The organism is Flavobacterium tibetense (genome assembly GCF_003293845.1).
Lineage (GTDB): Bacteria > Bacteroidota > Bacteroidia > Flavobacteriales > Flavobacteriaceae > Flavobacterium > Flavobacterium tibetense.
The window spans coordinates 153,296-178,966 of the sequence record NZ_QLST01000001.1 but is presented as its reverse complement, the minus strand read 5'-3'; the positions used below and the strand labels follow the sequence as shown (position 1 = coordinate 178,966).

The 25,671-nt window shown below is 33.1% G+C and carries 29 protein-coding genes; 8 read left to right on the top strand and 21 right to left on the bottom strand.

Annotated elements, in window-relative coordinates; all coding sequences use genetic code 11:
• Positions 1 to 86 precede the first annotated feature (86 nt).
• Genes dut through DPN68_RS00875 form a run of 3 tightly spaced genes read right to left on the bottom strand, consistent with a single transcriptional unit; the run spans position 87 to position 2,469 of the window.
• Entirely contained in the window at positions 87 to 521 is a 435-nt protein-coding gene (gene dut, locus DPN68_RS00885) for a dUTP diphosphatase (RefSeq protein ID WP_113987696.1), read from the bottom strand.
• On the bottom strand, positions 521 to 1,975 hold the full coding sequence (locus DPN68_RS00880) for a lipopolysaccharide biosynthesis protein (protein ID WP_113987695.1): 1,455 nt from the start codon (positions 1,973 to 1,975) through the stop codon (positions 521 to 523). The genes dut and DPN68_RS00880 overlap by 1 nt, the downstream gene beginning before the upstream one ends.
• 29 nt (positions 1,976 to 2,004) lie before the next feature.
• On the bottom strand, positions 2,005 to 2,469 hold the full coding sequence (locus DPN68_RS00875) for a hypothetical protein (protein WP_113987694.1): 465 nt from the start codon (positions 2,467 to 2,469) through the stop codon (positions 2,005 to 2,007).
• Between the two features lie 65 nt (positions 2,470 to 2,534).
• Here DPN68_RS00875 and DPN68_RS00870 point away from each other — a divergent pair, with 65 nt between their 5' ends.
• Positions 2,535 to 4,661 (top strand): prolyl oligopeptidase family serine peptidase, encoded by a 2,127-nt coding sequence (locus DPN68_RS00870; RefSeq protein ID WP_113987693.1) that lies wholly within the window; start codon positions 2,535 to 2,537, stop codon positions 4,659 to 4,661.
• On the opposite strand, the gene DPN68_RS00865 is transcribed toward DPN68_RS00870, so the two are convergent.
• The 15 genes from DPN68_RS00865 to DPN68_RS00795 all read right to left on the bottom strand — a co-directional run bounded on the left by DPN68_RS00865 (position 4,658) and on the right by DPN68_RS00795 (position 18,497).
• Positions 4,658 to 5,086: a GNAT family N-acetyltransferase gene (locus DPN68_RS00865; protein ID WP_113987692.1), complete on the bottom strand. Its 429-nt coding sequence runs from the start codon at positions 5,084 to 5,086 to the stop codon at positions 4,658 to 4,660. The two genes, DPN68_RS00870 and DPN68_RS00865, sit on opposite strands and share 4 nt — an antisense overlap.
• A 1-nt stretch (position 5,087) precedes the next feature.
• Positions 5,088 to 7,430: a S9 family peptidase gene (locus DPN68_RS00860; RefSeq protein WP_113987857.1), complete on the bottom strand. Its 2,343-nt coding sequence runs from the start codon at positions 7,428 to 7,430 to the stop codon at positions 5,088 to 5,090.
• Between the two features lie 85 nt (positions 7,431 to 7,515).
• Entirely contained in the window at positions 7,516 to 8,376 is an 861-nt protein-coding gene (gene atpG, locus DPN68_RS00855) for an ATP synthase F1 subunit gamma (RefSeq protein WP_113987691.1), read from the bottom strand.
• Positions 8,377 to 8,452: 76 nt separating this feature from the next.
• The gene (gene atpA / locus DPN68_RS00850; RefSeq protein WP_113987690.1) at positions 8,453 to 10,027 is read right to left on the bottom strand and encodes a F0F1 ATP synthase subunit alpha; all 1,575 of its coding nucleotides are present in this window, start codon (positions 10,025 to 10,027) and stop codon (positions 8,453 to 8,455) included.
• Between the two features lie 38 nt (positions 10,028 to 10,065).
• Positions 10,066 to 10,599 (bottom strand): ATP synthase F1 subunit delta, encoded by a 534-nt coding sequence (gene atpH / locus DPN68_RS00845; RefSeq protein ID WP_113987689.1) that lies wholly within the window; start codon positions 10,597 to 10,599, stop codon positions 10,066 to 10,068.
• Positions 10,600 to 10,601: 2 nt separating this feature from the next.
• A complete protein-coding gene (locus DPN68_RS00840) occupies positions 10,602 to 11,102 on the bottom strand; it encodes a F0F1 ATP synthase subunit B (protein WP_113987688.1) in 501 nt (166 codons plus the stop codon).
• 89 nt (positions 11,103 to 11,191) lie between these two features.
• Positions 11,192 to 11,386, bottom strand: coding sequence for a hypothetical protein (locus DPN68_RS00835; RefSeq protein WP_113987687.1), 195 nt, complete (start codon positions 11,384 to 11,386; stop codon positions 11,192 to 11,194).
• Positions 11,387 to 11,427: 41 nt separating this feature from the next.
• Positions 11,428 to 12,585 (bottom strand): F0F1 ATP synthase subunit A, encoded by a 1,158-nt coding sequence (gene atpB / locus DPN68_RS00830; RefSeq protein ID WP_113987856.1) that lies wholly within the window; start codon positions 12,583 to 12,585, stop codon positions 11,428 to 11,430.
• 117 nt (positions 12,586 to 12,702) lie between these two features.
• On the bottom strand, positions 12,703 to 13,107 hold the full coding sequence (locus tag DPN68_RS00825; protein ID WP_113987686.1) for a hypothetical protein: 405 nt from the start codon (positions 13,105 to 13,107) through the stop codon (positions 12,703 to 12,705).
• A complete protein-coding gene (locus tag DPN68_RS00820) occupies positions 13,088 to 13,315 on the bottom strand; it encodes an AtpZ/AtpI family protein (protein ID WP_113987685.1) in 228 nt (75 codons plus the stop codon). Before DPN68_RS00820 ends, DPN68_RS00825 begins: the two co-directional genes overlap by 20 nt.
• Positions 13,290 to 13,682 (bottom strand): bactofilin family protein, encoded by a 393-nt coding sequence (locus DPN68_RS00815; RefSeq protein ID WP_113987684.1) that lies wholly within the window; start codon positions 13,680 to 13,682, stop codon positions 13,290 to 13,292. The genes DPN68_RS00820 and DPN68_RS00815 overlap by 26 nt, the downstream gene beginning before the upstream one ends.
• 16 nt (positions 13,683 to 13,698) lie before the next feature.
• A complete protein-coding gene (gene porW, locus DPN68_RS00810; RefSeq protein ID WP_239986976.1) occupies positions 13,699 to 16,335 on the bottom strand; it encodes a type IX secretion system periplasmic lipoprotein PorW/SprE in 2,637 nt (878 codons plus the stop codon).
• 105 nt (positions 16,336 to 16,440) lie between these two features.
• Positions 16,441 to 17,106, bottom strand: a complete 666-nt coding sequence (locus DPN68_RS00805; protein WP_113987683.1) for an aspartate kinase — start codon at positions 17,104 to 17,106, stop codon at positions 16,441 to 16,443.
• Between the two features lie 61 nt (positions 17,107 to 17,167).
• Positions 17,168 to 17,527 (bottom strand): YraN family protein, encoded by a 360-nt coding sequence (locus tag DPN68_RS00800; protein ID WP_113987682.1) that lies wholly within the window; start codon positions 17,525 to 17,527, stop codon positions 17,168 to 17,170.
• Between the two features lie 73 nt (positions 17,528 to 17,600).
• On the bottom strand, positions 17,601 to 18,497 hold the full coding sequence (locus DPN68_RS00795) for a S66 peptidase family protein (RefSeq protein WP_113987681.1): 897 nt from the start codon (positions 18,495 to 18,497) through the stop codon (positions 17,601 to 17,603).
• 212 nt (positions 18,498 to 18,709) lie between these two features.
• On the opposite strand from DPN68_RS00795, the gene DPN68_RS00790 reads away from it, so the two are divergent.
• The 7 genes from DPN68_RS00790 to DPN68_RS00760 all read left to right on the top strand — a co-directional run bounded on the left by DPN68_RS00790 (position 18,710) and on the right by DPN68_RS00760 (position 24,419).
• Complete coding sequence (locus tag DPN68_RS00790; RefSeq protein WP_317047756.1) at positions 18,710 to 19,129, top strand: GxxExxY protein; 420 nt, start codon at positions 18,710 to 18,712, stop codon at positions 19,127 to 19,129.
• Between the two features lie 87 nt (positions 19,130 to 19,216).
• Entirely contained in the window at positions 19,217 to 21,274 is a 2,058-nt protein-coding gene (gene metG, locus DPN68_RS00785) for a methionine--tRNA ligase (RefSeq protein WP_113987680.1), read from the top strand.
• A 69-nt stretch (positions 21,275 to 21,343) separates the two neighbouring features.
• Complete coding sequence (locus DPN68_RS00780; RefSeq protein ID WP_113987679.1) at positions 21,344 to 22,027, top strand: HAD family hydrolase; 684 nt, start codon at positions 21,344 to 21,346, stop codon at positions 22,025 to 22,027.
• 59 nt (positions 22,028 to 22,086) lie between these two features.
• Positions 22,087 to 22,605 (top strand): ferritin, encoded by a 519-nt coding sequence (locus tag DPN68_RS00775; protein WP_113987678.1) that lies wholly within the window; start codon positions 22,087 to 22,089, stop codon positions 22,603 to 22,605.
• A 57-nt stretch (positions 22,606 to 22,662) separates the two neighbouring features.
• Positions 22,663 to 22,845 (top strand): hypothetical protein, encoded by a 183-nt coding sequence (locus tag DPN68_RS00770; RefSeq protein WP_113987677.1) that lies wholly within the window; start codon positions 22,663 to 22,665, stop codon positions 22,843 to 22,845.
• 47 nt (positions 22,846 to 22,892) lie between these two features.
• The gene (locus tag DPN68_RS00765) at positions 22,893 to 23,516 is read left to right on the top strand and encodes a chloramphenicol acetyltransferase (protein WP_113987676.1); all 624 of its coding nucleotides are present in this window, start codon (positions 22,893 to 22,895) and stop codon (positions 23,514 to 23,516) included.
• A complete protein-coding gene (locus tag DPN68_RS00760; protein ID WP_113987675.1) occupies positions 23,517 to 24,419 on the top strand; it encodes a histone deacetylase family protein in 903 nt (300 codons plus the stop codon).
• Positions 24,420 to 24,453: 34 nt separating this feature from the next.
• On the opposite strand, the gene DPN68_RS00755 is transcribed toward DPN68_RS00760, so the two are convergent.
• From DPN68_RS00755 to DPN68_RS00745, 3 genes are all read right to left on the bottom strand, one after another.
• Positions 24,454 to 24,891 carry an HRDC domain-containing protein gene (locus DPN68_RS00755; RefSeq protein ID WP_113987674.1) on the bottom strand — a complete coding sequence of 146 codons (438 nt, stop codon included), beginning with the start codon at positions 24,889 to 24,891 and terminating at the stop codon, positions 24,454 to 24,456.
• 7 nt (positions 24,892 to 24,898) lie between these two features.
• Positions 24,899 to 25,222 (bottom strand): single-stranded DNA-binding protein, encoded by a 324-nt coding sequence (locus DPN68_RS00750; RefSeq protein ID WP_113987673.1) that lies wholly within the window; start codon positions 25,220 to 25,222, stop codon positions 24,899 to 24,901.
• 114 nt (positions 25,223 to 25,336) lie between these two features.
• Positions 25,337 to 25,657, bottom strand: coding sequence for a single-stranded DNA-binding protein (locus DPN68_RS00745; protein WP_113987672.1), 321 nt, complete (start codon positions 25,655 to 25,657; stop codon positions 25,337 to 25,339).
• Positions 25,658 to 25,671 lie beyond the last annotated feature (14 nt).

The window sequence follows — 25,671 nt, the reverse complement described above, 5'->3', positions numbered from 1 at the left end:
GCTACAATTATATTTTACTATTTTTTCTTAAGACTTCGACTTCGCTCAGTCTGACAATCTGAACACTAATTACTGAACACTGAATACTATTTCACACCTGTGCTTCCAAAACCGCCTTCTCCTCTTGAGGTTTCAGATAATTCGGTAACTTCTTGCCATTCGGCGCGTTCGTGTTTGGCGATGACTAATTGTGCGATGCGTTCTCCGTTCTCGATTACGAAAGGTTCATTGGATAAATTTACTAAAATTACGCCAATTTCTCCGCGATAATCAGCATCAACGGTTCCCGGTGAATTTAAAACTGTGATTCCTTTTTTAGCTGCCAAACCACTTCTTGGTCGCACTTGAGCTTCGTAACCAATGGGTAATTCAATGAATAAACCAGTTTTTACGATAGTTCTTTCCAAAGGGTTTAATGTGATGGGTTCGGTGATATTGGCACGTAAATCCATTCCAGCCGAAGCAATGGTTTCGTAGTTAGGTAATTCGTGCGTGGATTTATTGATTATTTTAATTTGCATTAGTTTCGTTTTAAAATTTTAGCAAAAAGTAATTTCTCGTTTCTGTAGACAAAGTAAGTAAAAAATACGATAGCGGCAATCCCAAAAACATAGGTTTCTCTTAAAATATCGACATAAAAAGACACAAAACTCAACGTAATGGAAAGTACTAAATAAGTCGCGATTTTCTTCTTTTCATACGGAATTGGATATTTCTTTTGACCCATTTGGTAGGAAATAAACATCATAGCGCCATAAGCTAAAATGGTAGCAATAGCCGAACCTACAAAGCCAATTTTTGGAATTAAAACAATATTGAACACCAAAGTTACAATAGCACCAACAATAGAGATATAAGCCCCGATTTTTGTTTTATCTATCAATTTGTACCAAACGGAAAGATTGGTGTAAATGCCTAAAAAGAAATTAGCCATAACAATCAGCGGAACTATATTCATGGCGTTCCAATATTCTTCTCTTGGCACCAAAATCACTTTCAATACATCCGCAAAAACAATAACGCCTAAAGCCATTAACGAACCGAAAATGACAAAATATTTGGTAATGGCAGCATACGTTTGAGCCGCATTTTCTTCTTTGGCATGACTAAAAAAGAACGGTTCAATTCCTAAAGTATAAGCGGTTCGGAACAAAACCATAAACATTCCAATTTTATAACAAGCGGAATACGCACCAATATCTGCCAATGGAACTTGTAACCATTCCAATAAAATTTTATCGAAATGTTCGTTGATAGCGAAAGCAATTCCAGCGATTAAAATTGGAAATCCGTAGCGAAGCATTTTCTTCCAAAGCACTACGTCAAATCGCCATTTCAGTTGAAAATAATCCGGTAAAAGCACGATTAAAGTAAACAAACTCGCAATGACATTGGAAATAAAAATGTATCCAATTTGAAAATCTTCAAGATAAATACCTTTTAAAATAGTGCCGTTGGTAGCTAATTTGGGTAAAAAAACTAAAAAGAAAATGTTCAACGATAAATTGATGGCAACATTTCCAATTTTGATAATCGCGTATTTCATTGGGCGACTTTCCGCACGTAATTTTGAAAATGGGATGATCACCAAAGCGTCTAATGCTAAAATCAAAATCGTGTAGAAAATATAATCTACATTTTTATTAGACCAAAGCGCAATTTGCTCTTGAAATAACAAACCTAAAACCAAGAACGAAATCGTAGAAACCAAAAGCGAAATCGTTGCTGTAGAAACTACATTTGTTTTTTGACTTTCGGAATTGTAAAAACGGAAAAAAGCGGTTTCCATTCCGTAAGACAACACCACATTGAAAAATACCAAATAAGAAAAAATAATGGAAACTTCACCCATTTTACTTTTATCAGCAAGATAATAAACATAAAGCGGATTGAGTAAAAAGCTCATTAACCTTGGCACTACTGTTGCCAAACCATAAATTGCTGTTTGTTTAAAAAGGCTTTTGTATAAACTCAAAATGGGATGTTTTTCTACAACAAAAATAGTTAATTCTTTGGTTTGTTCATCGATGGATAAGCCAACAAGGGTTTTTCAATTACATTATCGATTAACACTTCTTTTGTTTTGCCGTTTTCGTTGAAAAATAATCGCGCTTGATTCGGTTTTAGTCCAAAATCAGGTAACGGAGCTTCATTTCCGTATTCTTTGGAACCTTCCTCGTACAATTTCAATTGATTTACTTTGGTTCTGATGTAAGTTACATACAACAAATCGGAGTTCTTTTCAAAAACTGCTTCATACGTTTTAAATTGCACTTTTTCTAGTGAAGTTCCTTCTTCCAATGGTTTATTGAGTTCCACCATAAAATTAATCCCCGAACCGCCACCTTGAACACCAGCCACCCATTGTTCGTATGAAACTTCTTTAATGGTTTCTTTGGCTACTGTTTCTTTGGTACAATTGCAAGAAATGAAAAGTATCGAAACCAATACTAACGCTATTTTCTTCATAGTTATTCTTTTAGATATTTGATGAAATTCATTTTAATAAATAATCCTCAAATTACAACAAATATATGACCATTTTTAATAATTTTACGCTTTTAACATTCTTAAGTTCTCTAATGAAAATCATCCCTTTTTTAGTTGTTATTTTATCTACATCAATTCTGTTTTCACAAACCAAAAAAAACAACTCCGTTGAAATTACCAAATTTAATCATTCATTTGTTGATGAATATATCTGGCTAGAAGATGTTAATTCTAATTCTACAGAAGAATGGATTGAAAATCAAAACAATTCATCTAAAGAAGCTATTAATAAAACTGTGAAAAAACATGATTTTCTTTTTAAAATAAAGGATTATGATTATCTCTCTACCAATTCTTTACCTTTAAAAATTGGAAAATTTTATTATTCAAAATATCGATTACACAAAAACAAACCATCAGTTTTACATTTCAGAGAAAACTTAAATGATTCTCCTAAAGAATTAGTTGATCCATATAGGGTTTATAAAAGTGAAGATGTCTTGTTACTTGGTTATTATCCTTCCCGCAATTCAAAATTTTTGGCATATGAAGTAAGTAAAGACGGAAGTGACAAACACGAAATACGATTTGTTGATATTGCAAAACAAGAATATTTAGCAGATGTTTTGACAGATATTAAATTTTCAAACATTGCGTGGAAATATGATGAAGGCATCTTTTATAAAAAAAACACAAATAAAGTTTTCTTTGAGAAGGACTCAACTTTTCAATTATACTACCACAAAATAAACGATTCACAAACAAATGATAAATTAATTTTTGACACAACGGACTCTGAAAACAAATTTTCTTTTACTTCTCAAGATGACAAGTTGTTTTTAATTGAAAGTAATAAAAATGAAACTTTAAAAAATTATTATTACATCAATAAAACTGGAGATGATAATTTTGCCATAGTTCCTTTTATAAAGGATGATCCAAACTCTTTTGAATTTATAAAATATAGAAATGATTTTATTTACTGTCAAACAAAAAGTTTTCCTTGGGGATCTATAAGTAAATTCAATATTAATAACCCTGACGAAAAATCCATCGTAATTCCTCAAATATACAACCACCTTTTAATAAAAACTTATTTTTTAGATAAATTTATTGTGACAAAATATAAACATCTAGGTAAGTTTTATATAAACATAAATGATTTTGAAGGTAATTTCATTAGAAAATTTGAAGCACCATATGGGATGGACTTCACGATACGATTCTACAACAAAAAAACAGATGAATTATTTGTAACTTTCTATTCCCATACTATCTCTTATTTAAATTACCGTTTAAACATAAATACAGGGGAAAGTAAAATATACTTTAATGATTTTATCAGACCTAAACCAACATTATTCCCTTTTGATTATTTTACAACTAAAACAATTACATACAAAAGTAGGGATGGAAAAGATGTTCCAATCACAATCATTCATAAGAAAAATATAAATCTAGATGGAAACAACCCAACATTATTAAAAGCTTACGGTGGTTTTGGATTAATTAGTTCTCCTAATTATGATACTGGTTTATTACATTTTCTAGAAAAAGGTGGCGTATATGCTTATGCTGAAATAAGAGGTGGCGGGGATAAAGGAACCAATTGGCACAAAAATGGAAGTGGAAAAAACAAAATGAACTCATTTAATGATTTTGTAGACGCTGCGGAATTTTTGATTTCTGAAAAATACACCTCTGCTAACAAACTTGCAATAACAGGGAGTTCCCATGGCGGACTAGTTGTAGGTGTTGCAATTACTCAAAGGCCTGATTTATTTAAAGTGGCCATTCCTGTAGTAGGTGTTTTTGATATGTACAATTTTGACAAATATACAGTAGGAAAATATCATTTAGATGAATTTGGAGATCCAAATATCAAAGAAGATTTCGAACAGATAATGAAATACTCTCCACTTCACAACATAAAAGAAGATATTAATTATCCAACTACTTTAGTTATAACATCCAGAAATGATGATAGAGTTCCTCCTATTCATTCCTATAAATTTGTTGCAAAACTGCAAAATAGAACGTCTCAAAAAAATCCAATTTATCTTCAGGTTGTGGATAAAGCAGGACATTATGGAAATATTTCAAACTATAAAAACCAAGTTAGTGAATCAGCAGAATTTTATAGTTTTATATGGGAACATTTAAACAATTAGGGCTTTAAATATTTGACAAAATGAAACCCTTTTGGTACAAAACCATGATTGAAATAGAATTTTTGTGCACCAAAGTTGGTCGTGTAAGCATCTAAAGCCATCATGTTGCAATCGTTTGCAATAGCAATATCGTTGAGTGTATTGGTTAATAAACTTCCAATGCCTTTCGAACGGAAATCAGGATGCACTATTACATTATCGAGTTCCAAATATCTGCCACACCACAACTTTACGCCAATCCAAAACCCGGAAAGTCCAATAGTTTTTCCCTCTAAAGTTACGATTAATTGTTTATAATTGTGTGGAATCATGCTTAAAAGTAACGATTCGTATATTTCCAAAGTAAATTCGGGATACAATTGTTGGATAATGGGCAATTGTTCCAACATCTGTTCTTTGGTAGTAAGTTCTGTAATTTGGTACATCTTATTTTTCTAGTAAAGTTTCGTTGAACAAATCTAAAATTCTTTGGTATTCATCTACCCAAGAATAGGTTTTTTGAAAGCCGTGCGCTTCCACTGGATAAACGGCTAAATCCCAATTTTTCTTACCCAATTCAATAAAACGCTGCGACAAGCGAACGATATCTTGAAATTGTACGTTATCATCGACCATTCCATGAAGCATCAATAGTCTATCTTGTAGGTTATTTGCGAAATAAATAGGCGAACTTTTTTGGTAAGCCAATGGATCAGTTTCAGGGAAATTTAGAATATTGGAAGTATAACCTTGATTGTAATGCGCCCAATCTGTAACTGCTCGCAAAGCCGCTCCCGATTTGAATTCGCCAGGTTTTGTAAGTAAAGCCATTAAAGTGATGAATCCGCCATAAGAACCGCCGTAAATCCCTACTCTATTGGTGTCAATTCCTAGTTTTTCAACCAAATATTTTTTTCCGTCCAAATGATCCTGTAAATCTAATCCGCCCATGTGACGATAGATTCCGGTTCTAAAATCACGACCATAACCATCACTTGCACGGTAATCGATATCTAAGACTGTGTAGCCCAAATCGGTCAACAAATGATGAAACATGAACTCTCTGTGATACGTGCTCCAGTAATTGTGAGCGTTTTGCAAATAACCCGCGCCATGAACAAAAATGACAGCGGCTTTGTTCTTGTTTCCTTTTTTGGGTTCGTACAATCGAGCGTAAATCGTTTTTCCATCTTGAGCGGTGAACGTTACTACTTCTGGTGTTTGCCACTGGTATTGCTGGAACTCTTTGGTAGTAGAAAATGTAATTTGTTGCAACTTGGCATTGGGTTTATTTTCGGCAGAAAACAATTCCCAAGGTTTATTTTTGAACGAATAACGCACTAAAAACGATTTTTCATCAGGTGCAATTTCTACTTCGTAAGCGCCGTCATTGGTAAAAATTCCAGTCATTTTTTTGGAAGCGATATCCAATTTATAAAAACTTCTGTTTCCAGGATGCGTTGTAGTTGTGGTTAAATAAAACGACTTTTTATCGTTTGAAAGTTGGGTATTTCTTACTTCCCAATTTCCTGAAGTTAGTGCGGTTTTCTTCTTCGAATTTAAGTCCAAAGTATACAAATGCGAAAATCCAGTAACTTCTGATTGAAAATAAATGGTGTTCGAATTGATGAAACCCAATGTTCCATTTCCAAAACCGTAACTTGGAATTCCAGGTCCGCCAATCCATGCCTCGTCGTGTTGATGATCTAATTCGGTGATTTCTCCTGATTCTAAATCCAATTGTACAATCCAACGGTGTTTGTTGTCCATGCTGCGAAGTTCCATTACGGCATTTTTAGCGTCGTCGCTATAAACTGGACTTTGCATGATTACTTGTTGCGGTTTTGCTTCTTTATCTTTCAGGTTTTCGTAGTCTTGATAGTATTTGGGAAGCGATTGAATTCCTGATAATTTACTAAAATCATCATAGTAAACCGTATCTTTTGCTACATTAAAAATCCCGAATTTATGTTCGCTCAAGTTTTTATCTGAAACTTTTGCTCTGGCTTTTCTGCTTTCTGTGAAACCGTCTTTAGTGATGAACTGTTCCACATTCGTTGACGTTTGACTAGGGTAATCTGATAAACGAAAGGTTACGAACTTTCCATTTGGCGCTGCTTTTATAGCTTCCAATGAAGAATTGTTATAGAAAATCTCTTTTGGTTGCTTTTCTTGACTGCCTTCTGATTTTTGTTTGTACCAATTCGTTCTCGCTTCTTGTTCGTTTACGAAAAGGAACAATTCTTTTTGTTGGCTTTCTAGGAAATTCGGTGTTTCTTCTTTCTTTGCGCTTTCCTTTCCTGATTTGAAATTGGTCAATTGGATAATTTCGAAGTCTTTGGTATTCAACTGATACAAATTGCTTTTTATTTCCAAAAATAGCACGTTAGGATTCGTACTTCTTTCTACTCTAGAAATGCGTTCATTGGATTTCCAAATGGGTTTTTCTTTTTTGGTTGCTTTATTATAAACGTACAAATTGCCTTGTTTCAAAAAATAAACTTCTGCAAATTGCTTTTGATTGGTATAAAAATCTTGGGTAAAAAGGAAATCATTTGGCGCTAATTTTGGTACTTTGGTATTGGTATTCCATGTATAAGTTGACGCACCAATTTCGTTATTGGGATTCCAATCAAAAAGTATGGTTGTGCCATCAATGGCAAAACGTTGATTTGATGGTTGCTGACCAATAAATTCATTGCCAGCCATTATTTTTTCTAGTGATAAGGTTTGTTGCGCAGTTGCTGAAAAGGAAATAAACGAAACAAAAAGACAGAATAGTAATCGCATGTTTTTTGGAATTGAATAAAAGCAAATGTACCAAAAAAAAATGTCACGCAAAACGTGACATTTAGTTAAGATATTGTTATAGAAATTACCCATTCAAAGCTTCTGCTCCACCAACAATTTCTAAGATTTCTCCAGTAATTGCTGCTTGACGTGCTTTGTTATACGTTAATTTCAATTGATTTCTCAATTCTGTTGCGTTATCTGTTGCTTTGTGCATAGCTGTCATACGTGCTCCGTGTTCTGAAGCAAATGAGTCGCGAACGGCTTTGTATAATTGTGTTTTTAATGATTTTGGAATCAATGTTAACACAATTTCTTCTTTTGAAGGTTCAAAAATGTAATCAGATGCTACACCTTCTGAAGCTTCAATTGGCGCTAAAGGTAAAAATTGTTCTGTTTGAATAATTTGAGTTGCCGCATTTTTGAATTGGTTGTATACAATTTCAATTCTATCGTACTCACCATCAACAAACAAACGAGTTAAAGCTTCTGCAATTTTAGCTACATTATCGAAAGTTAAGTCTTCATAAATATCGCTACGATTGGCAATAACATCATTGGTTTTCAATAAAATGTCATTTGCTTTTTTACCAATTGCAAAAACCCCAACGGTTTTACCAGCGTAAACATTTTCAGTTAAGTTTTTAACTTGCTTGATGATATTGGTATTAAACGCACCACACAAACCTCTGTTAGAAGCAATGGCCACGATTAATACTTTTTTAACTTCTCTTTGTTCTGTATATTTTGCAGCAAAATCACCTTCTAAAGAAGCGCTCAAACCTTGAATTAACTCTGTTAATTTCTCAGAATAAGGTCGCATAGCAGTAATTGCATCTTGTGCTTTTTTCAATTTAGCAGCAGATACCATTTTCATCGCCGATGTAATTTGCATCGTCGACTGCACGGAACTAATCCTATTTCTAATTTCCTTTAAGTTTGCCATTATTGCAGTATTAAGATTCAAGTATTAAGTACAAAGACATCTTAATTCTTCATACTTAATACTTAATACTATTTAATTAATATTTTGCAGAAACTTCTTTTGCTGCTTTTTCTAAAACTTCAGTAATTGAATCATCAAATTTACCAGATTTTAAAGCATCTAAAGTGTCTCTATGTTTTGCATTTAAGTAAGCCAAGAAATCTTTTTCGAATTCTTTTACTTTCTCAACAGGAACTTTTCTCAACAAGTTTTTAGAACCTGCGTAGATAATTGCAACTTGGTCTTCTACAGTATATGGGTCGTTAACCGCTTGTTTTAAGATTTCCACGTTACGTTTTCCTTTTTCAATTACGTTAAGTGTAACGGCATCTAAATCAGAACCAAATTTAGCAAACGCTTCTAATTCGCGGTATTGTGCTTGGTCTAATTTTAATGTACCCGCTACTTTTTTCATTGATTTAATTTGCGCGTTACCTCCAACACGAGATACTGAAATACCTACGTTGATAGCAGGACGAACTCCAGAGTTGAATAAATCACCATCTAAGAAGATTTGTCCGTCAGTAATCGAAATTACGTTTGTTGGGATATAAGCAGAAACGTCACCCGCTTGCGTTTCGATAATTGGTAAAGCAGTTAATGAACCACCACCTTTTACGATTGGACGTAATGAATCTGGTAAATCGTTCATATCTTTAGCGATATCATCATCAGCAATAACTTTAGCTGCTCTTTCTAATAATCTTGAGTGTAAGTAGAATACGTCTCCAGGATAAGCTTCACGTCCTGGTGGTCTTCTTAACAATAACGATACTTCACGATAAGCAACCGCTTGTTTCGATAAATCATCATAAATGATTAATGCAGGACGACCTGTATCACGGAAATATTCTCCAATAGATGCGCCAGCAAATGGAGCATAAACTTGCATTGCAGCAGGATCAGAAGCATTTGCAGCAACAATAACCGTGTAAGCCATAGCGCCTTTTTCTTCTAATGTTTTAGCAATAGCAGCTACAGTAGACGCTTTTTGTCCAACTGCAACATATATACAGAATACTGGTTTACCAGCATCGTAAAATTCTTTTTGATTTAAGATGGTATCAATACAAACGGTAGTTTTACCTGTTTGACGGTCACCAATAACCAACTCACGTTGTCCTCTACCAACTGGAATCATAGCATCAACTGCCTTAATACCGGTTTGTAATGGCTCGTTTACTGGCTGACGGAAGATAACTCCAGGCGCTTTTCTTTCCAATGGCATCTCGTATAATTCACCACCAATAGGTCCTTTACCATCGATAGGGTTTCCTAAAGTATCAACAACACGACCTACGATTTGCTCACCTACTTTTAACGAAGCGATACGTTGTGTTCTTTTTACATTTGAACCTTCTCTGATTCCAGTTGATGGTCCTAATAATACAACCCCAACGTTATCTTCTTCCAAGTTAAGAACGATTGCTTCTAATCCGTTATCGAATTGTACTAATTCACCATATTGTGCATTAGATAATCCGTGAACACGTGCGATTCCGTCACCAACTTGAAGTACTGTTCCAACTTCTTCTAAAGTAGCACCAGATTGAAAATCTGATAATTGCTTTTTTAATATTGCTGATATTTCAGCAGGTTTAATTTCAGCCATTTTAATTTATAATTTTAATCCCACAGGATTTATTATGATTAATTACTAAATTCTCTTTTTAATTGTTGCAATCTGTTTGTTACAGATGCATTGTATTGTTTGTCTCCGATTCTTAAAATAAATCCACCAATAATAGCTGGATCTACAATGTTTTCAAGAGTTATAGTTTTGCTAGAAAAAGTAGCCACTTTTGCTAATACTTGCTTTTCTAATTCTTGAGTCATAGGAACTGCCGTAGTAACTACCGCTGTTTCCACATTATTTAACTCATTAAATAAGCCATTATATTGTGTAGCTATTGCTTCTAAAATTTCAAATCTTCTGTTTTCTTGAAGCAATTGAAATAAACGCTTTGTTTCATTTTGTGACGTAGCAAAAACTTCTAAAGTTGCTGCAAGTTTTGCAGCTCCTTTAATAACTGGACTAGTTAAAAAATCTTTCAATTCTTTATTGTCTTTAACCGATGATGCTATTAAAAGCATATCAGTGTTAACACTAGCTGCGTTATTGTTTTCTTGCGCAATGTCAAGAATAGCTTTAGCATATCGTATAGCTGCTCTAGTTCCTGTCATGATTAGTTTAATTTAGCGTCATTCAACATTGTAGCAACCAATTTCGATTGCGCCTCTTTGTCTGCTAATTCGCTTTTTAAAATCTTTTCAGCAATATCAATTGACAATGTAGAAACATGAGATTTTAATTCTACCATAGCTGCGTTTTTCTCACTTTCAATAGTAGCTTTCGCTTGTGCAATCATTTTTTCACCTTGAACTTGCGCTTCAGATTTAGCATCGGCAATCATTTTTTCTTTGATTTCACGCGCTTCTTTAATCATTGCATCTCTTTCTACACGAGCTTCATCCAATAATTTTTGATTGTCTGCTTTTAAGTTTAATAACTCTTTTCTAGCAATTTCAGCAGAAACTAATGCATCTGCAATACCCGATTCACGAGCTTCTAAAGCAGCCATAATTGGTTTCCAAGCAAACTTTGCCAACAAAACAATTAAAACAATAAGAATGATTGCTTGCCAAAAGAACAAACCAAACGAAAAATCATTAATTAACTTATCCATATCTTAAATTTATTCTTGAATCTTTTTAACTAAAAATTGTTTAATTAACATACGTTACAACCAACCGTTGCAACGTATGTGTAATTTAATTATGCTCCTAAGATTAAAGCACCAAATGCTAAACCTTCTAAAAGAGCTCCGATGATAATCATCGCAGTTTGGATTTTACCCGCAGCTTCTGGCTGACGAGCAATAGCGTCCATTGCTGAACCACCGATTTTACCTAAACCTAATCCACCTCCGATTACGATTAAACCTGCTCCTACTAAATTTGGAATTGTCATGATAATTGATTTATATAATTAAACAAAATTTATTCTTTTTATTAATGGTGATCATCGTGATGATGCTCTTCCACAGCCATTCCGATAAATAACGACGACAACATAGTGAAAATAAATGCCTGTAAAAATGCTACTAACAACTCAATTACAGAGATAAACAAAGTTAGTACAAATGAAATACCGATACTTCCACCTACTGATAGTTGCTGTTGAAACAAAAACACAATAGCAATTAATCCCATAACCACCGCGTGACCTGCTGTAATATTAGCAAACAAACGAATCATCAACGAGAATGGTTTTGTAAACATTCCTAAAATCTCAATTGGCATTAAAACAATTTTCATTGGAACAGGAACTCCTGGCATCCAAAAAATATGCTTCCAATAATCTTTATTACCACTGAATTGTGTTACAAAGAAAGTAAACAATGCCAAACACATAGTAACCGCAATATTACCTGTTACGTTGATTCCCATTGGAGTTAAGCCTAATAAGTTTAACAACCAAATTAAGAAAAACACCGTTAACAAATAAGGCATGAATTTTTTGTATTTTTTCTCACCAATATTTGGACGAGCAATTTCATCACGAACATATAATACTAATGGTTCTAAAACTCTACTAAATCCTGTTGGAATTGTATTAGCGCCACCTTTTTTGAATTTTCTAGCGTAACCAACAAACATTACAAACAACAAAACACACGCAATCAATAAACCTACTACATTTTTAGTAATAGAAAAGTCTAAAGGTTTTGCATTTGTTGGGTGATGCGCTTCATCGTATTCGATTGTTCCTAAAGCATCTGTTTTATAAATCTTACCGTGATATAATTTGTAATAATTTCCATCAACCTCTGCAATGGTTTCACCATGATGAAATTTTGAAGAAGAGAAAACTTTTAAACCATTATCATATATAATTACTGGCAAAGAAAAACCATAATGCTTTCCTGTTTCCTCATCTGAGAAAAAAGTAAAGTCATGAGAATCTTGTAAGTGATGTTCAATGTAAGCATTAATTTTTTCTTTCTTGCTTTGTGGTTCTTGTGCATGATGTGCATCAACTTCGCTTTCCTGAGCTACTGTTGTAGCCATTTGCAAGCTGTCAGTTTCTGAATTGGCAAAACTAAATAAAGGTGCGAACGCTAAAGCGCAAGCAAGAATTACAGGAAGAGATTTTCTTAAAAATACCATATCTTTATTGTATGTAATTTTTATGGTCGTTAAAATTTTTTGCAAAAGTACAACTTTAATTAATATAGCAAGTTTTAAAAAATATTTTTTTTGCTATTTCATTCAATTTTCAAAGTTTTAGTTTTTTTTATTCAAAATTTGAGCGGTCAAATACACGTCTATTGCTAAAAAAGTAAGAAAATAAATAAAAAAGTTGTTTTTTTCAAATTGACTAGAAGCTGTTTTTAATTCCAAAGCTGGAGCAATAAAAATATAAGCGGCAATTACTTTCACGGTCATAATTCCCAAAAAGACATATCCAATTTGGTCTTTTGCCTTTTTTTGAATGATTAAATTCAATAGCAGAATTACACTACTAGAAATGGCGAAAAAAGAGAACGTTTGATAAAACGTATAATATGCACTTTTCCACTTTTCTTCTAAGGAAAATACGGCTTCTAATAAAAGAATATTTCCGTAAACGAATACCAACAATAAAAGTAGCTGAAATACAATGGGAATTTTATTTAGATTTATCTTCATTTTTATTAATCTGATTGAGTTGTTTAATCACGTAATACATGGCTACCACAACTCCTAATAAGGTAAAAGCTTGTTCACAGAAGGATAATTGGTATTTTTTATCTAACCAAACACCTAAAAAATGAAACAAATAAATAACCAAACCCATTTGAATAGGAATCGTTATCAAAGACAACCATTTGTTATGCTGTCTTTTCGGATTTGTCATTGGTTAATGGAATTAATTGCGATTTCATTGCGCAAGTTGCTTCAAAAACAGCCCCAGGTTCAATGGCTAATTTATTAGTTTGCACTTCACCTTTGATAACTGCTTTAGATTTCACACTCAACAACTCTGCGATTTGTAATTTTCCAGTAAATTTCCCTTCGATATCTAAGTTTTTACAAGTAATATCGCCTTGAACTTCACCAGATGGACCAATAACTAATTTTCCGCTTGACGTGTAATTACCAACTAAAATTCCGTCTAATCGAAAATCAGCTTTGGAATTGATGTCTCCAGTTATTATGGTTCCTTCAACTATTCTGTTGGTTGTTCCAAATTGGGGTTCTTTGGGTTTAGCTTTATCAAACATAGTAGTAGTTTTTGGGTTATTTTTTGTTTAATTTTTTCCAATCATCAAATTGCTTTTTCATTTGTATGACTTTATAGTCTTCGGCACTTATAATATAAACCTCATCTTTTACTTTGTAATTCTTGTATTCTCTCAACAAGGTTAAAGCTGAAAAAGCCGTACCGTCATCAATAAAACCGTGTAAAACAATGAAATCTTTATTAATAGTATATAAATCTTCTGATATTTTTAATTCTCTTCGTTGGCTATCTTTCAAATATAAGTTTAATTTTTCAACTAGCTGTTTTTTGTCTTTTTCGTTCAAATTTTCTTTTGGAAAAACCAATTTCCATGACGAAACTTCTGTTGCTCCTAATTGAAGTGCTTCGATAGCGGGAATTTCCTTTGTCAACATGATTTCGGCTTGCTTTCCTTCTGGTTTATTGGGATAATTTACTGCTACCCAATTTAATGCCGCTTTGTATTCGTCTAAACCATTTAATCTTCCAATGGCTGCCGCTCGCAACATTTCGAATTTTGGCAACATTTCATCTCCAAAATATTGTTCGATTCGGACGGTAACTTCTTCAAAAACTTCTTTTACTTTGTTTTCCTGCAACGATTTATACAATCGATTATAGACCAAATCGGGACTTTCATTATCAGAAACACTCAATTGCGGGTGTTGAATGATTTGCGCATAACGACTATCGGGATATTCATTCAAAATTTGCTCTTTATACATTTTAGCTTTTGAAGGATCAATGATTTCGTAAATTTTGAATAAATTGTATTTCGTTGGTAAAACCAATTTTTCTTCCGGTTTGTTTTTAAGCAATTGCTCAAATCGATTAGCGGCTAATTGGTATTCTTTGAATTTCTCTTTATAGATTAACCCCAATTGATAATAAGCTAAATTTCTATCAATTCCCAAACTATCAATTACATTTGTATCTGTTGGAATTTGAGTCAAATAATAATCAACATTATAAAGTGGATTTTCAACTATATCTTCTTTATCATCCGTATCATCTAAATCATTTTCATTAGCATCCATAGCCGAAAAAGTATTTTTAGTACTTGCCGCTACTCTCCAATTTTCAACCAACTGGCGATTGCCCCATTTGGAAATAAATTCTCTTTTCCCATAATTAACGGTCACTGGATTATAAAAATAAAAAGCGCTTTGATTTGCATTCTTTGGCCCTGATTGCGGTTTATCTAAAGGAACAATGTCGGCAGACTGCGATAAAATTTTACCTGGCGGTATGTTTCCTCCAGTTGGTGGATTGATTCCGCCTGGAGAAGTGTTGGCTAAAATGTTCGCTTCTTTTTCTGCTTTTTCTTTAGCTAATCTTTCTTTTTCTGCATCTTGAATTTTTAATTTTTCAATATAATTTTCAAAATACATTATTCTGGCTTTATCATTCATTGCAACAATACTTAGAATACTGTCGTTAGCTTTGGCTATTTCTTCGTATTTGATAACTTCTTCAAGATTGTCGCGCTTCTTTTTAATTTGGCGGTATTCTCTAGTTCTTTCATTCAATCTTAATAATGTACTGTCGTAATACATTCCAGCTTTTTTGTATTCCGCATTATCAAAATGGATTTCTCCTAAATTTCTATAATTAGAAGAAATTAAATAACCGTCATTAGTAAAGGATTTTATGGATTTATTGTAGTATTTTTTCGCTTGTTCATCCAAATTCATCTTGTCGTAAAATAAGCCTTTTTGATGATACAGTACATCTAGAAAAGGTCTGTTCTCTCTATCTGCAATAAGCTCATTAAATTTCGTTGAAAATGCCAAAGTATCACCATTATTATAATCGAACTGTGCAGCTTGTTTGGCATGAGCATGAATTACATAACGTCTTGGCGCTTTTCTATTCATGTCAATTACTTGTTGGTATGCAACAAAAGCGCTGTCATTGTATGCAAAAGACTCGTAAAGTTGACCTAAAATGAAAAGATAACGCGCTCTTTCTTCTTTTGACTTTGTTGCTTCTTTTGCAATCTTGATAGTTGCAATAGCACTATCGTTTGATCCTGTATTAATATAAGCTTGCGTAAGCATTGCATTAGCATCTGCTAAATCTTGTCCGTCAATTTGATTATTATCTAGTAATCGTTTTAAATTTTTGATGGCTACATCATTATTTTCCAAACGAATATTTACTTTTTCACGCCAAACTTTAGCGTGATAAATTTTATCACTTTGTGGATATTTATAAAGAATATAGTTTAAAGCTTCTAACGCAGGAATAAATCGGTTATCATAATATCTAGCCTTACCTAACAACAAATAAGCCTCATCCATTTGCGGATTTTTTTCATTTCCAGCAATGTTCATGGAATGTTTTTGAATGGCTTTAACTGCTTTGTCTTCTGCTCGTTTGAAGTTTGGATTTTTGGCTTCCCCTGGTAATAAATTTTCTTCAACATCAGGCATCCGTTCCACTGGTAGGATTTCCCAAAAATTATCTTTGTAAGTAGCAACTAAATCCACAACACCAGCATCTAGCGCTTCATATCCATTGAATAAGACATTATATTCGGTGGTTACGGCATGGAAATTTCTATTCACAAAACGGTCTTTCTTGACAGAACACGCTATCAAAAAGAATAAAAATCCTAAAATTAGGATGTATTTTAAAGTATTGTTTTTCAAAGTAAAAACGCTTTTTTATAGTAACTAAAAAACTGCTCTTTTAGTATAAAGTGTGGTAAAAATACGTTTCTTTTTTTGATGAGAAAAAATTTAGCAACTTTTTTGTTAATCTTCAATATTCTTGAGGTCTTTTATAACCTTAAAGGCAATATCAATTTGGTTGTCGTGAACAATTACTGTAAACTCATTTGTTGTAGAAATAACTTCATGTACAATTACTCCTTCCCAAGCAAGACATTGAAAAATGTAATAAAAAACTCCTGGAATTGTAATATTAACGTTTGGTAATTTTACAGTAATTGAAGATAAATTCCCTACCTTATGAGTCAGTTTTTCACTTTTAAAAATCTCATCAACAACGGTAGAAATCGAAGAACTAACTATTATATTTGTTTCATTTACTCCTCTTGAAGAAGTGTAAAACAAGTCTTGGTCTTTATTAATTTCCGCCAACAAACGCGCTTGATTTTCAAGAAGTGTTGGTGAAATAACAAATGCAAAATCAACTAAAGAAGAACGAACCGTAATTTCTCCAATATTCTTCAATACTTTTGAAATCTTATAATTGATTTTAAAATCTAATTCTTCTGACAACCTCTTAAGCGCCATAACAACAGCGCCTTGCTTCACATCCTTACCCAAATCTTTTTCAATTTCAGGCATCATGATTCTAGCTAATGATGTTAAATTTATTATTCCTTGTGCTATGGAATTTAGTAAAAACGGCTTTGATTTGATGTATTGTTCAACAACAGAAGAAATGGTTTTCATGCAATTTTAAATTAATTTCGACAAAGATAAAAACAAAAAAACAAAATGTTATAAATTTAACTTAAAAATAATAAAAAGCCTCTTCAATGTGCTCAATGTTAAAATTTGTACTTTCTTTATGAATTGCAATAATATCAAAACGAACTTCAACATCTAAATCGTTTTGAACCACATATTCGTCAATTGCTTTTAGCAGCAATTTAATCTTTTTTGGTTTAACAAAATCTTGAGGCAAACCAAATTCTATACTTGAACGCGTTTTTACCTCAACAACGGCTAAAACTCCATTTTTTTGAGCAATAATATCGATTTCGGCTTTGTCAAAAACCCAATTTGTTTCTAAGATTTCATAACCATTTTTTTCTAAGAAATCTATCGCCAATTCTTCTCCAAGTTTTCCTAAATCGTTGTGTTCTGCCATGATTTAAATTCCAAAAATTAAATTCCAAATTCCAAAAATCCTAGTTGACAATTGAAATTTATAATATTGTGATTTAATCAAATTTCAATTTGATTTCTTTTTCATTCACTTCAAAATCTACTTTTTTTCCAAAAATCAGAGTTCGGTTGTCTTTTTGGTGTCCGGCTGGAAATTCGAAGGCAATTGGAATGTTATACTCTTTGGCAATTTCAGTAATTATTTGCACTTCATTTTGCCCAAATGGAATTTCGTTATCGTGCATATCGGTCATACTTCCCACAATAATTCCTTTAACCTTTTCAAAATAACCGTTGCGTTTTAAATTGTACATCATTCTGTCGATGTGATACAAATATTCATCCAAATCTTCAATAAAAAGAATTTTTCCATCTGTATCAATCGAAGATTTTGAACCCAATAAACTATATAAAATAGAAATATTTCCTCCAACCAATTCACCTGAAGCTTTTCCTTTTATATCATACAATTTTGATGGAATTGTATATGAAATAGCTTCTCCAAAAAGTGCTTTTCGCAAGGTTTCTTTTACTTCTTCTGGAGCTTTTGGAACCGTAAACGGCATAATCGAATGCAAAGTCGCCACGCGTTCCACATTCAATTGACTGTGCAAAACCGTAACATCAGAAAATCCCATAATCCATTTGGGATGCTTTTTGAATTTGGTGAAATCTAATGAATCAATTATTCGAACCGTTCCATAACCGCCTCGCGCGCACCAAATTGCTTTGATATTCTCATCATCCAACATTTCTTGAAAATCGGCAATTCTTTCAGCATCGGTTCCACCAAGTTGGCAGCTATCTAAACCTATGGTTCTGCCTAATTTGGCTTTCAACCCCCAAGATGCTAATAATGCGATAGCAGGTTTTGCATCATCAGGAAAAAATTTACGAGCGGTACAAACTAGAGCAACGGTGTCGCCTTTTTTTAGATAAGGTGGAATTTTCATTTTCTTTTGTGAATATGAATTTAGGGTTAAAAAGTATTATAACGAAGTATCGAATCATACCAATTAGTAAACTTCATTCAAAAATACATAAAAACAATTCAAAAATTCGAGATTTCAGGGTTAATGAATTATTTTTGTTTGAAGTTAGAACCAAAATATCTTCAAAAATAATTTTTGCTTTCTAAATTAACATATCAGTTGTTCAAAATTTAATGCAAAGTTTAGAAGTTTTTCGCAAAGTTAAAAAAGGAAAAATGACAGAAAATGAAATCTCAAATAAAGTTATTGGAATTGCCATTGAAGTTCATAATGCATTAGGTCCAGGTTTACTTGAAAACACTTATAAAGAATGTCTATATTACAAGCTTATAAAGGCAGGATTTAAAGTTGATAAAGAAAAATCAATTCCATTGATTTTCGAAGATGTAAAACTAGATTGCGGTTACAGAATTGACTTACTAGTAGAAGATAAACTGGTTTTAGAATTAAAAAGTGTTGAAGAACTTTCTGAACTTCATTTTGCTCAAACTTTGACTTATTTGAGGCTTGGCAACTTTAAATTGGGCTTACTTTTAAACTTTAATTCCGTTCTTTTAAAAGAAGGTATCAGACGAGTTGTGAATAAATTATAATTTTCACGACATTTGCACTTTAAAACTTAAAATTTCTTTGCAAAGCTTTGCGAAAAACTTAGCGTCTTTGCGTTAAAATAAAAAATTATGTTAGAAAATCCGAAAAGATATACGATTACTGCGGCTTTACCTTATACCAATGGACCAATCCACATTGGACATTTAGCAGGTGTTTATGTTCCATCTGATATTTATGCGAGATATTTGCGTTTACAAGGAAAAGATGTGGCTTTCATTTGTGGAAGCGACGAACACGGTGTGGCCATTTCCATGAAAGCTAAAAAAGAAGGGATTACGCCTCAACAAGTAATTGATAAATATGACGGAATTATTCGTCAATCATTTTTAGATTTCGGAATTTCTTTTGATAATTATTCAAGAACTTCTGCAGAGATTCATCATAAAACGGCCTCAGAATTTTTCAAAAAATTATACGATAACGGAGATTTCATTGAAGAAACTACCGAACAATTATACGACGCAAAAGCGGACCAATTTTTAGCTGATCGTTTTGTAACTGGAACTTGCCCAAAATGCGACAATCCAGAAGCATACGGCGACCAATGTGAAAAATGTGGCTCTACTTTAAACGCTACTGATTTAATTAATCCAAAATCAACCATTACAGGAGAAACTCCAATTCTAAAATCAACAAAACACTGGTTTTTACCTTTAAATCGTTACGAATCTTTTTTAAAAGAATGGATTTTGGAAGGTCATAAAAACGATTGGAAACCGAATGTTTACGGACAAGTAAAATCGTGGGTTGATGGTGGTTTAGAGCCAAGAGCCGTAACACGTGATTTAGATTGGGGAATTGATGTTCCTGTAGAAGGTGCGGAAGGAAAAAAATTATATGTTTGGTTTGATGCGCCAATTGGCTACATTTCATCTACCAAAGAATGGGCAGCTCGCGAAGGAAAAGATTGGGAACCATATTGGAAAGATGCCGACACAAAATTGGTTCACTTCATTGGAAAAGATAATATCGTGTTCCATTGCATCATTTTCCCAGCGATGTTAAAAGCTGAAGGAAGTTATATTTTACCCGATAATATTCCAGCAAATGAATTTTTAAATTTGGAAGGAAACAAATTATCGACTTCTAAAAACTGGGCGGTTTGGTTGCACGAATATTTGCAAGATTTCCCAGAAAAACAAGATTCGTTGCGTTATGCATTAACTGCGAATGCTCCAGAAACCAAAGACAACGACTTTACTTGGAAAGATTTTCAAGCGAGAAATAATAACGAATTAGCTGCTATTTTTGGAAATTTCATCAATCGTGTTGTGGTGTTAACCAATAAATATTACAACGGAATTATTCCAGCTCCATACGAATTTTCTGAAGTTGACGAACAAACATTAGTGGAATTAAAAGCCTATCCGGCTGTAATTTCTAGTTCAATTGAACGTTACCGATTTAGAGAAGCATTAGGTGAATTGATGAACGTTGCCCGTTTAGGAAACAAATATTTAGCAGATGAAGAACCTTGGAAAATGGTGAAAGAAAATCCAGCAAGAGTGCAAACTCAAATGTATGTAGCATTACAAATTGCTTCTGCTTTAGCTATACTTTCTGAACCGTTTTTGCCTTTTACATCTTCCAAATTATGTAAAATATTAAATATTAAAGTCAACAATTGGAATTTGGCTTTTGAAAATTGGAATTTAACCAAAGCTGGTCACCAAATTGGTCAAGCCGAAATTCTGTTTGCCCAAATTGAAGATGCCGAAATCCAAAAACAATTAGACAAATTAGAAGCAACTAAAACCGCCAATAAAGTGGAAAACGCAAAAACTGAACCGCAAAAAGAAATCATTACTTTCGAAGATTTTGCCAAAGTAGATTTACGAATTGGAACCATCATTGAAGCGGAAAAAATGCCAAAAGCGAATAAACTTTTAATTTTAAAAGTAGATACAGGAATTGATGTTAGAACCATCGTTTCTGGAATTGCAGAGCATTTTACACCGGAAGAAGTAATTGGAAAACGCGTAACCGTTTTAGTAAACTTAGCACCAAGAGCTTTACGTGGTGTGGAAAGCGAAGGCATGTTGTTATTAACGAACAACGCCGAAGGTAAATTGGTTTTCGTAAATCCTGATGCGGAAGGCGTTATTAATGGCGCGATGATATCCTAAAAATAACCGCAGATTCGCAGATTAAAAAAAATTGAAAAAATCTGTGAATCTGCGGTAAAAACAACAACTATGACTCCAAAAATAATCGCTTTCGACGCAGACGACACTCTATGGCACAACGAACCTTATTTTGATGAGGCACAAGAACGCTTTTGTGCTTTATTTCAAGATTATGCTTCTAGTCAGGAGATTTTGGGTTTGATTTTGAATCATCAGGTGAAAAATTTGCCTTTGTATGGTTTTGGAATCAAAGCGTTTACGTTGTCAATGATTGAAACCGCTTTGCAATTGACGAATCATCAAATTTCGGGAAAAGGAATTGAGCAAATTATAGCCATTGGAAAAGATTTATTGCAAAAACCTGTAGAATTGTTGCCCAATGTAGAATCGGTTTTGCAACAATTAAAAGGAAAATACAAATTAGTTGTAGCTACCAAAGGCGATTTAAAAGACCAACATCGTAAGTTACACGATTCAGGAATTGGTCACTATTTTCATCATATTGAAGTATTGAGCGATAAAACCGAATTGGATTACGAAAAAATGTTGGGTCGTTTGGAATGCCATGCTGAAGATTTTCTAATGATTGGAAATTCCTTGAAATCTGATGTTTTACCTGTGTTGAACATTGGTGGTCATGCGATTCATATTCCGTATCACACGACTTGGGAATACGAAAAAATCGATTTCGAAATTCAGCATAAAAACTTCAAAGCGTTAACTAATATTGAAACACTATTAACAATATTATAAGAATTATCATTCGTTGAAATAATTATAATTTCATAACTTTACATCAAAACGAAAAAATTATGTTGACAAAAAATATTTTAGACGCTTTAAATAAGCAAATTAGAATAGAAGCCGAATCTTCACAAATTTATTTATCAATGGCTTGTTGGGCTGAAATTCAAGGATTAGAAGGTGTAGCTCAATTTATGTACAATCAATCGGATGAAGAACGTGCGCACATGTTGAAATTAGTAAAATATGTAAACGAAAGAGGCGGTCATGCCGAAATCACGGATTTGAAAGCTCCGAAAACCAAATTCGGAACTTTTAAAGAAATGTTTGAAGAATTGTACCAACACGAATTATTTGTATCAAACTCAATTAACGAATTGGTGCACATTACTTTAGGCGAAAGAGATTATTCTACGCACAATTTCTTACAATGGTATGTTGCAGAACAAATTGAAGAAGAAGCACAAGCCAAAACTATCTTAGATAAAATCAATTTGATTGGAGAAGATCGTGGTGGATTGTATTTATTTGACCGTGATATCCAACAATTATCGGTTACAAGTTCGATTGCGATAAATCCGCAGTAATTTTTATTTAGAATATTTAAAAATAATATTATCTTTGCAGAGTCAAATGAATTTCTGATGAGCAAAGAAGAAAAAAAGAAGGACAAAAAGAAAAAGAAGAAAAAGAAAAAGGAACTTCTTTTAACTGAAATAAAAATTGCAGAAAACTGCAAATCAAAATGTTGTGGCAAATTTGAAAAAGGCGAACACAAACGCTGCAAACGTTGCCCAATGTTTGATTTAATAAAAAAAGCATCCTAAACCTTCTCCTAAACCGAGAAGGTTTTTTAATTTCAAATAGTAAAATATTGAAAACTGAAATAAATATTAGTACTTGGAATAGAAAAGAACATTTTGAATTCTTTTCAGCATTTGACGAACCTTTTTTTGGTATAACAACACCTATTGATTGTACAATTGCGAAAAAAAAAGCTAAAGCAATTCAAATTCCTTTTTTTGTTTATTACTTACATAAAACTTTAGCAGCGATTAATGCGGTAGAAAATTTTCGTTTACGAATTGAAAACAAAAAAGTCTATTTGTATGATGAAATTGATGCTTCTGCTACCATCATGCGAGAAGACAAAACTTTCGGTTTTTCGTTTATGAAATTTCATGAAGACATTCAGGAATTCAATAAAATAGCTCAGAAAGAAATCGAAAGAATGCAATCCACTACTGGAATTTTTACTAGAGAATATCCTGAAAATATCATTCATTTTTCGGCGGTTCCTTGGATTAATTTTACAGGTTTAACCCATTCAAGAAATTTTAAAATCGAAGATAGTTGTCCTAAAATTTCCTTTGGTAAAATGATTGAAGAAAACGGAAAGAAAACCATGTCGTTAGCGGTTTTAGCACATCATGGATTAGTTGATGGATATCATATGGGATTGTTTGTGGATGAATTGCAGAAATTAATGAATTCGTAAATGTTTCCCATCGCCTTTCATCCTATTTTTAAACATCCATTGCCTGAAGGACATCGCTTTCCGATGTTGAAATACGAGTTGTTACCGCAACAACTTCTTCATGAAGGGATTACTCAAAAAAGTGATTTTTTTGAACCTGAAATCGCTCTAATCGAAAATGTTTTATCCGTTCATACTAAAGAATATGTTTCTGATTTATTGCGGTTGACTTTGGAACCAAAAGCAGCCAGAAAAATTGGCTTTCCACTTTCCAAAGAATTAGTTGAAAGAGAATTGAGAATTGCACAAGGAACCATCATAGGCGCTGAAAAAGCATTTGAAACCAAAGTAGCTTTTAACATTGCCGGCGGAACGCATCATGCTTATTCTAATCGTGGTGAAGCGTTTTGTTTGTTGAATGACCAAGCCATAGCAGCCCAATATTTGTTAGACAAAAAACTAGTAAAAAAAGTCTTAATCATTGATTTGGATGTGCATCAAGGCAACGGAACGGCAGAAATTTTTCAGAAAAATGACAAAGTCTTTACTTTTTCAACCCATGGAAAATCGAATTATCCGTTCAAAAAAGAAACTTCTGATTTAGATATTGCCTTTGATGATAACACTTCAGATGATGAATTTCTAAAAACGATTTCTACTTTTATACCAAAGTTAATAGAACAACAAAAACCTGATTTCATTTTCTATTTAGCAGGAGTTGATATTTTGGCTTCTGATAAATTAGGAAAATTAGGTTGCTCTATCGACGGTTGCAAAAAAAGAGATGAAATTGTTTTCCAAAATTGCAATCGTTACCAAATCCCAGTTCAAGTGAGTATGGGTGGCGGTTATTCTCCAGAAATAAAAACAATTATTGATGCGCATGCTAATACCTATCGCGCTGCGAAAGACATTTTGTTTTAAATAAAAACCACCAACTTTCGCTGGTGGTCTTTTCTCAAACGGCATTCAAAATAGCTAAAATATCTTCTCCAAATCGGTCTGCTTTTTGTTTTCCGAAACCTTTAATTTGTTGTAATTCATCTAAGTTGCTTGGCTTATACATCGCTAAATCGATTAATTCTGAATTGTGACAAATCATATATTTCTTTAGTTTCAAAGCTTCTGATTTTTCGTTTCTCCACTGATTCAAATAACCGTAAACTTGTTTGTCTTTCGAATTCAAATCTTCGTAAGATTTTCGTTCTAATCGCTCTGGCTTTTGTTGCTCTTCTGATTCATAATGAACAATAACAGACCAATGTGCTTCTTCACCTTCAACAAATTGTGTACTCGATTTTTTAAACGTTACCGAATTCAAAAAAGCATTCAATTGTTGTTGGTCGTACTCCAAAAATGCAGCATCCAAACGGATTGAAAATACGCTAACTTGCATAACATTCTTATTTACTGATTAACAAAATTTCATTCGCAAGCACTTCTGTAATAAAACGCTTGTTTCCGTCTTTGTCGTCGTAACTTCTGTGTGTCAATTTTCCTTCGATAGCAATTTCTTTGCCTTTGGTAACAAATCGCTCGATGATATCAGCTGTTTTGCCCCAAGCAGTTACTCGGTGCCATTGCGTTTGTTCTACTTTGTCACCGTTTTCTTTGTAATACACTTCATTTGTAGCAATACTAATGTTAGCTAATTTTTTTCCTCCTTCAAGGTTTTTGATTTCTGGTTCTTGACCAACGTGTCCGATTAATTGTACTGAGTTTTTCATGGCGTGTAAATATTTAATGTTAATTGAATTTTTTGGAACACAGATTTATAAAATTGGAATAATTTAAAAAATCTATGTATTGAACTTGATTTTTGTATTTGATCTTGAACTTGATTACTTACTTAATAAAACTAATTCATTCGCAACAACTTCTGTGATATATCGTTTGTTTCCTTCTTTGTCGTCGTAACTTCTGTGGGTTAGTTTTCCTTCTAAAGCTACGTGAGTGCCTTTGGTTAACAATTTTTCTACGATGTCAACTGTCTTTCCCCAAGCGGAAACGCGGTGCCATTCGGTTTGTTCTACTTTTTCACCTTTGGCGTTTGTGTAATTTTCATTTGTAGCGATGGTGAAGTTAGCTACTCTTCCAGATTCTAAGTTTTTGATTTCTGGTTCTTGACCTACATGTCCGATTAATTGTACTCTGTTTTTCATGGCGTGTAAATATT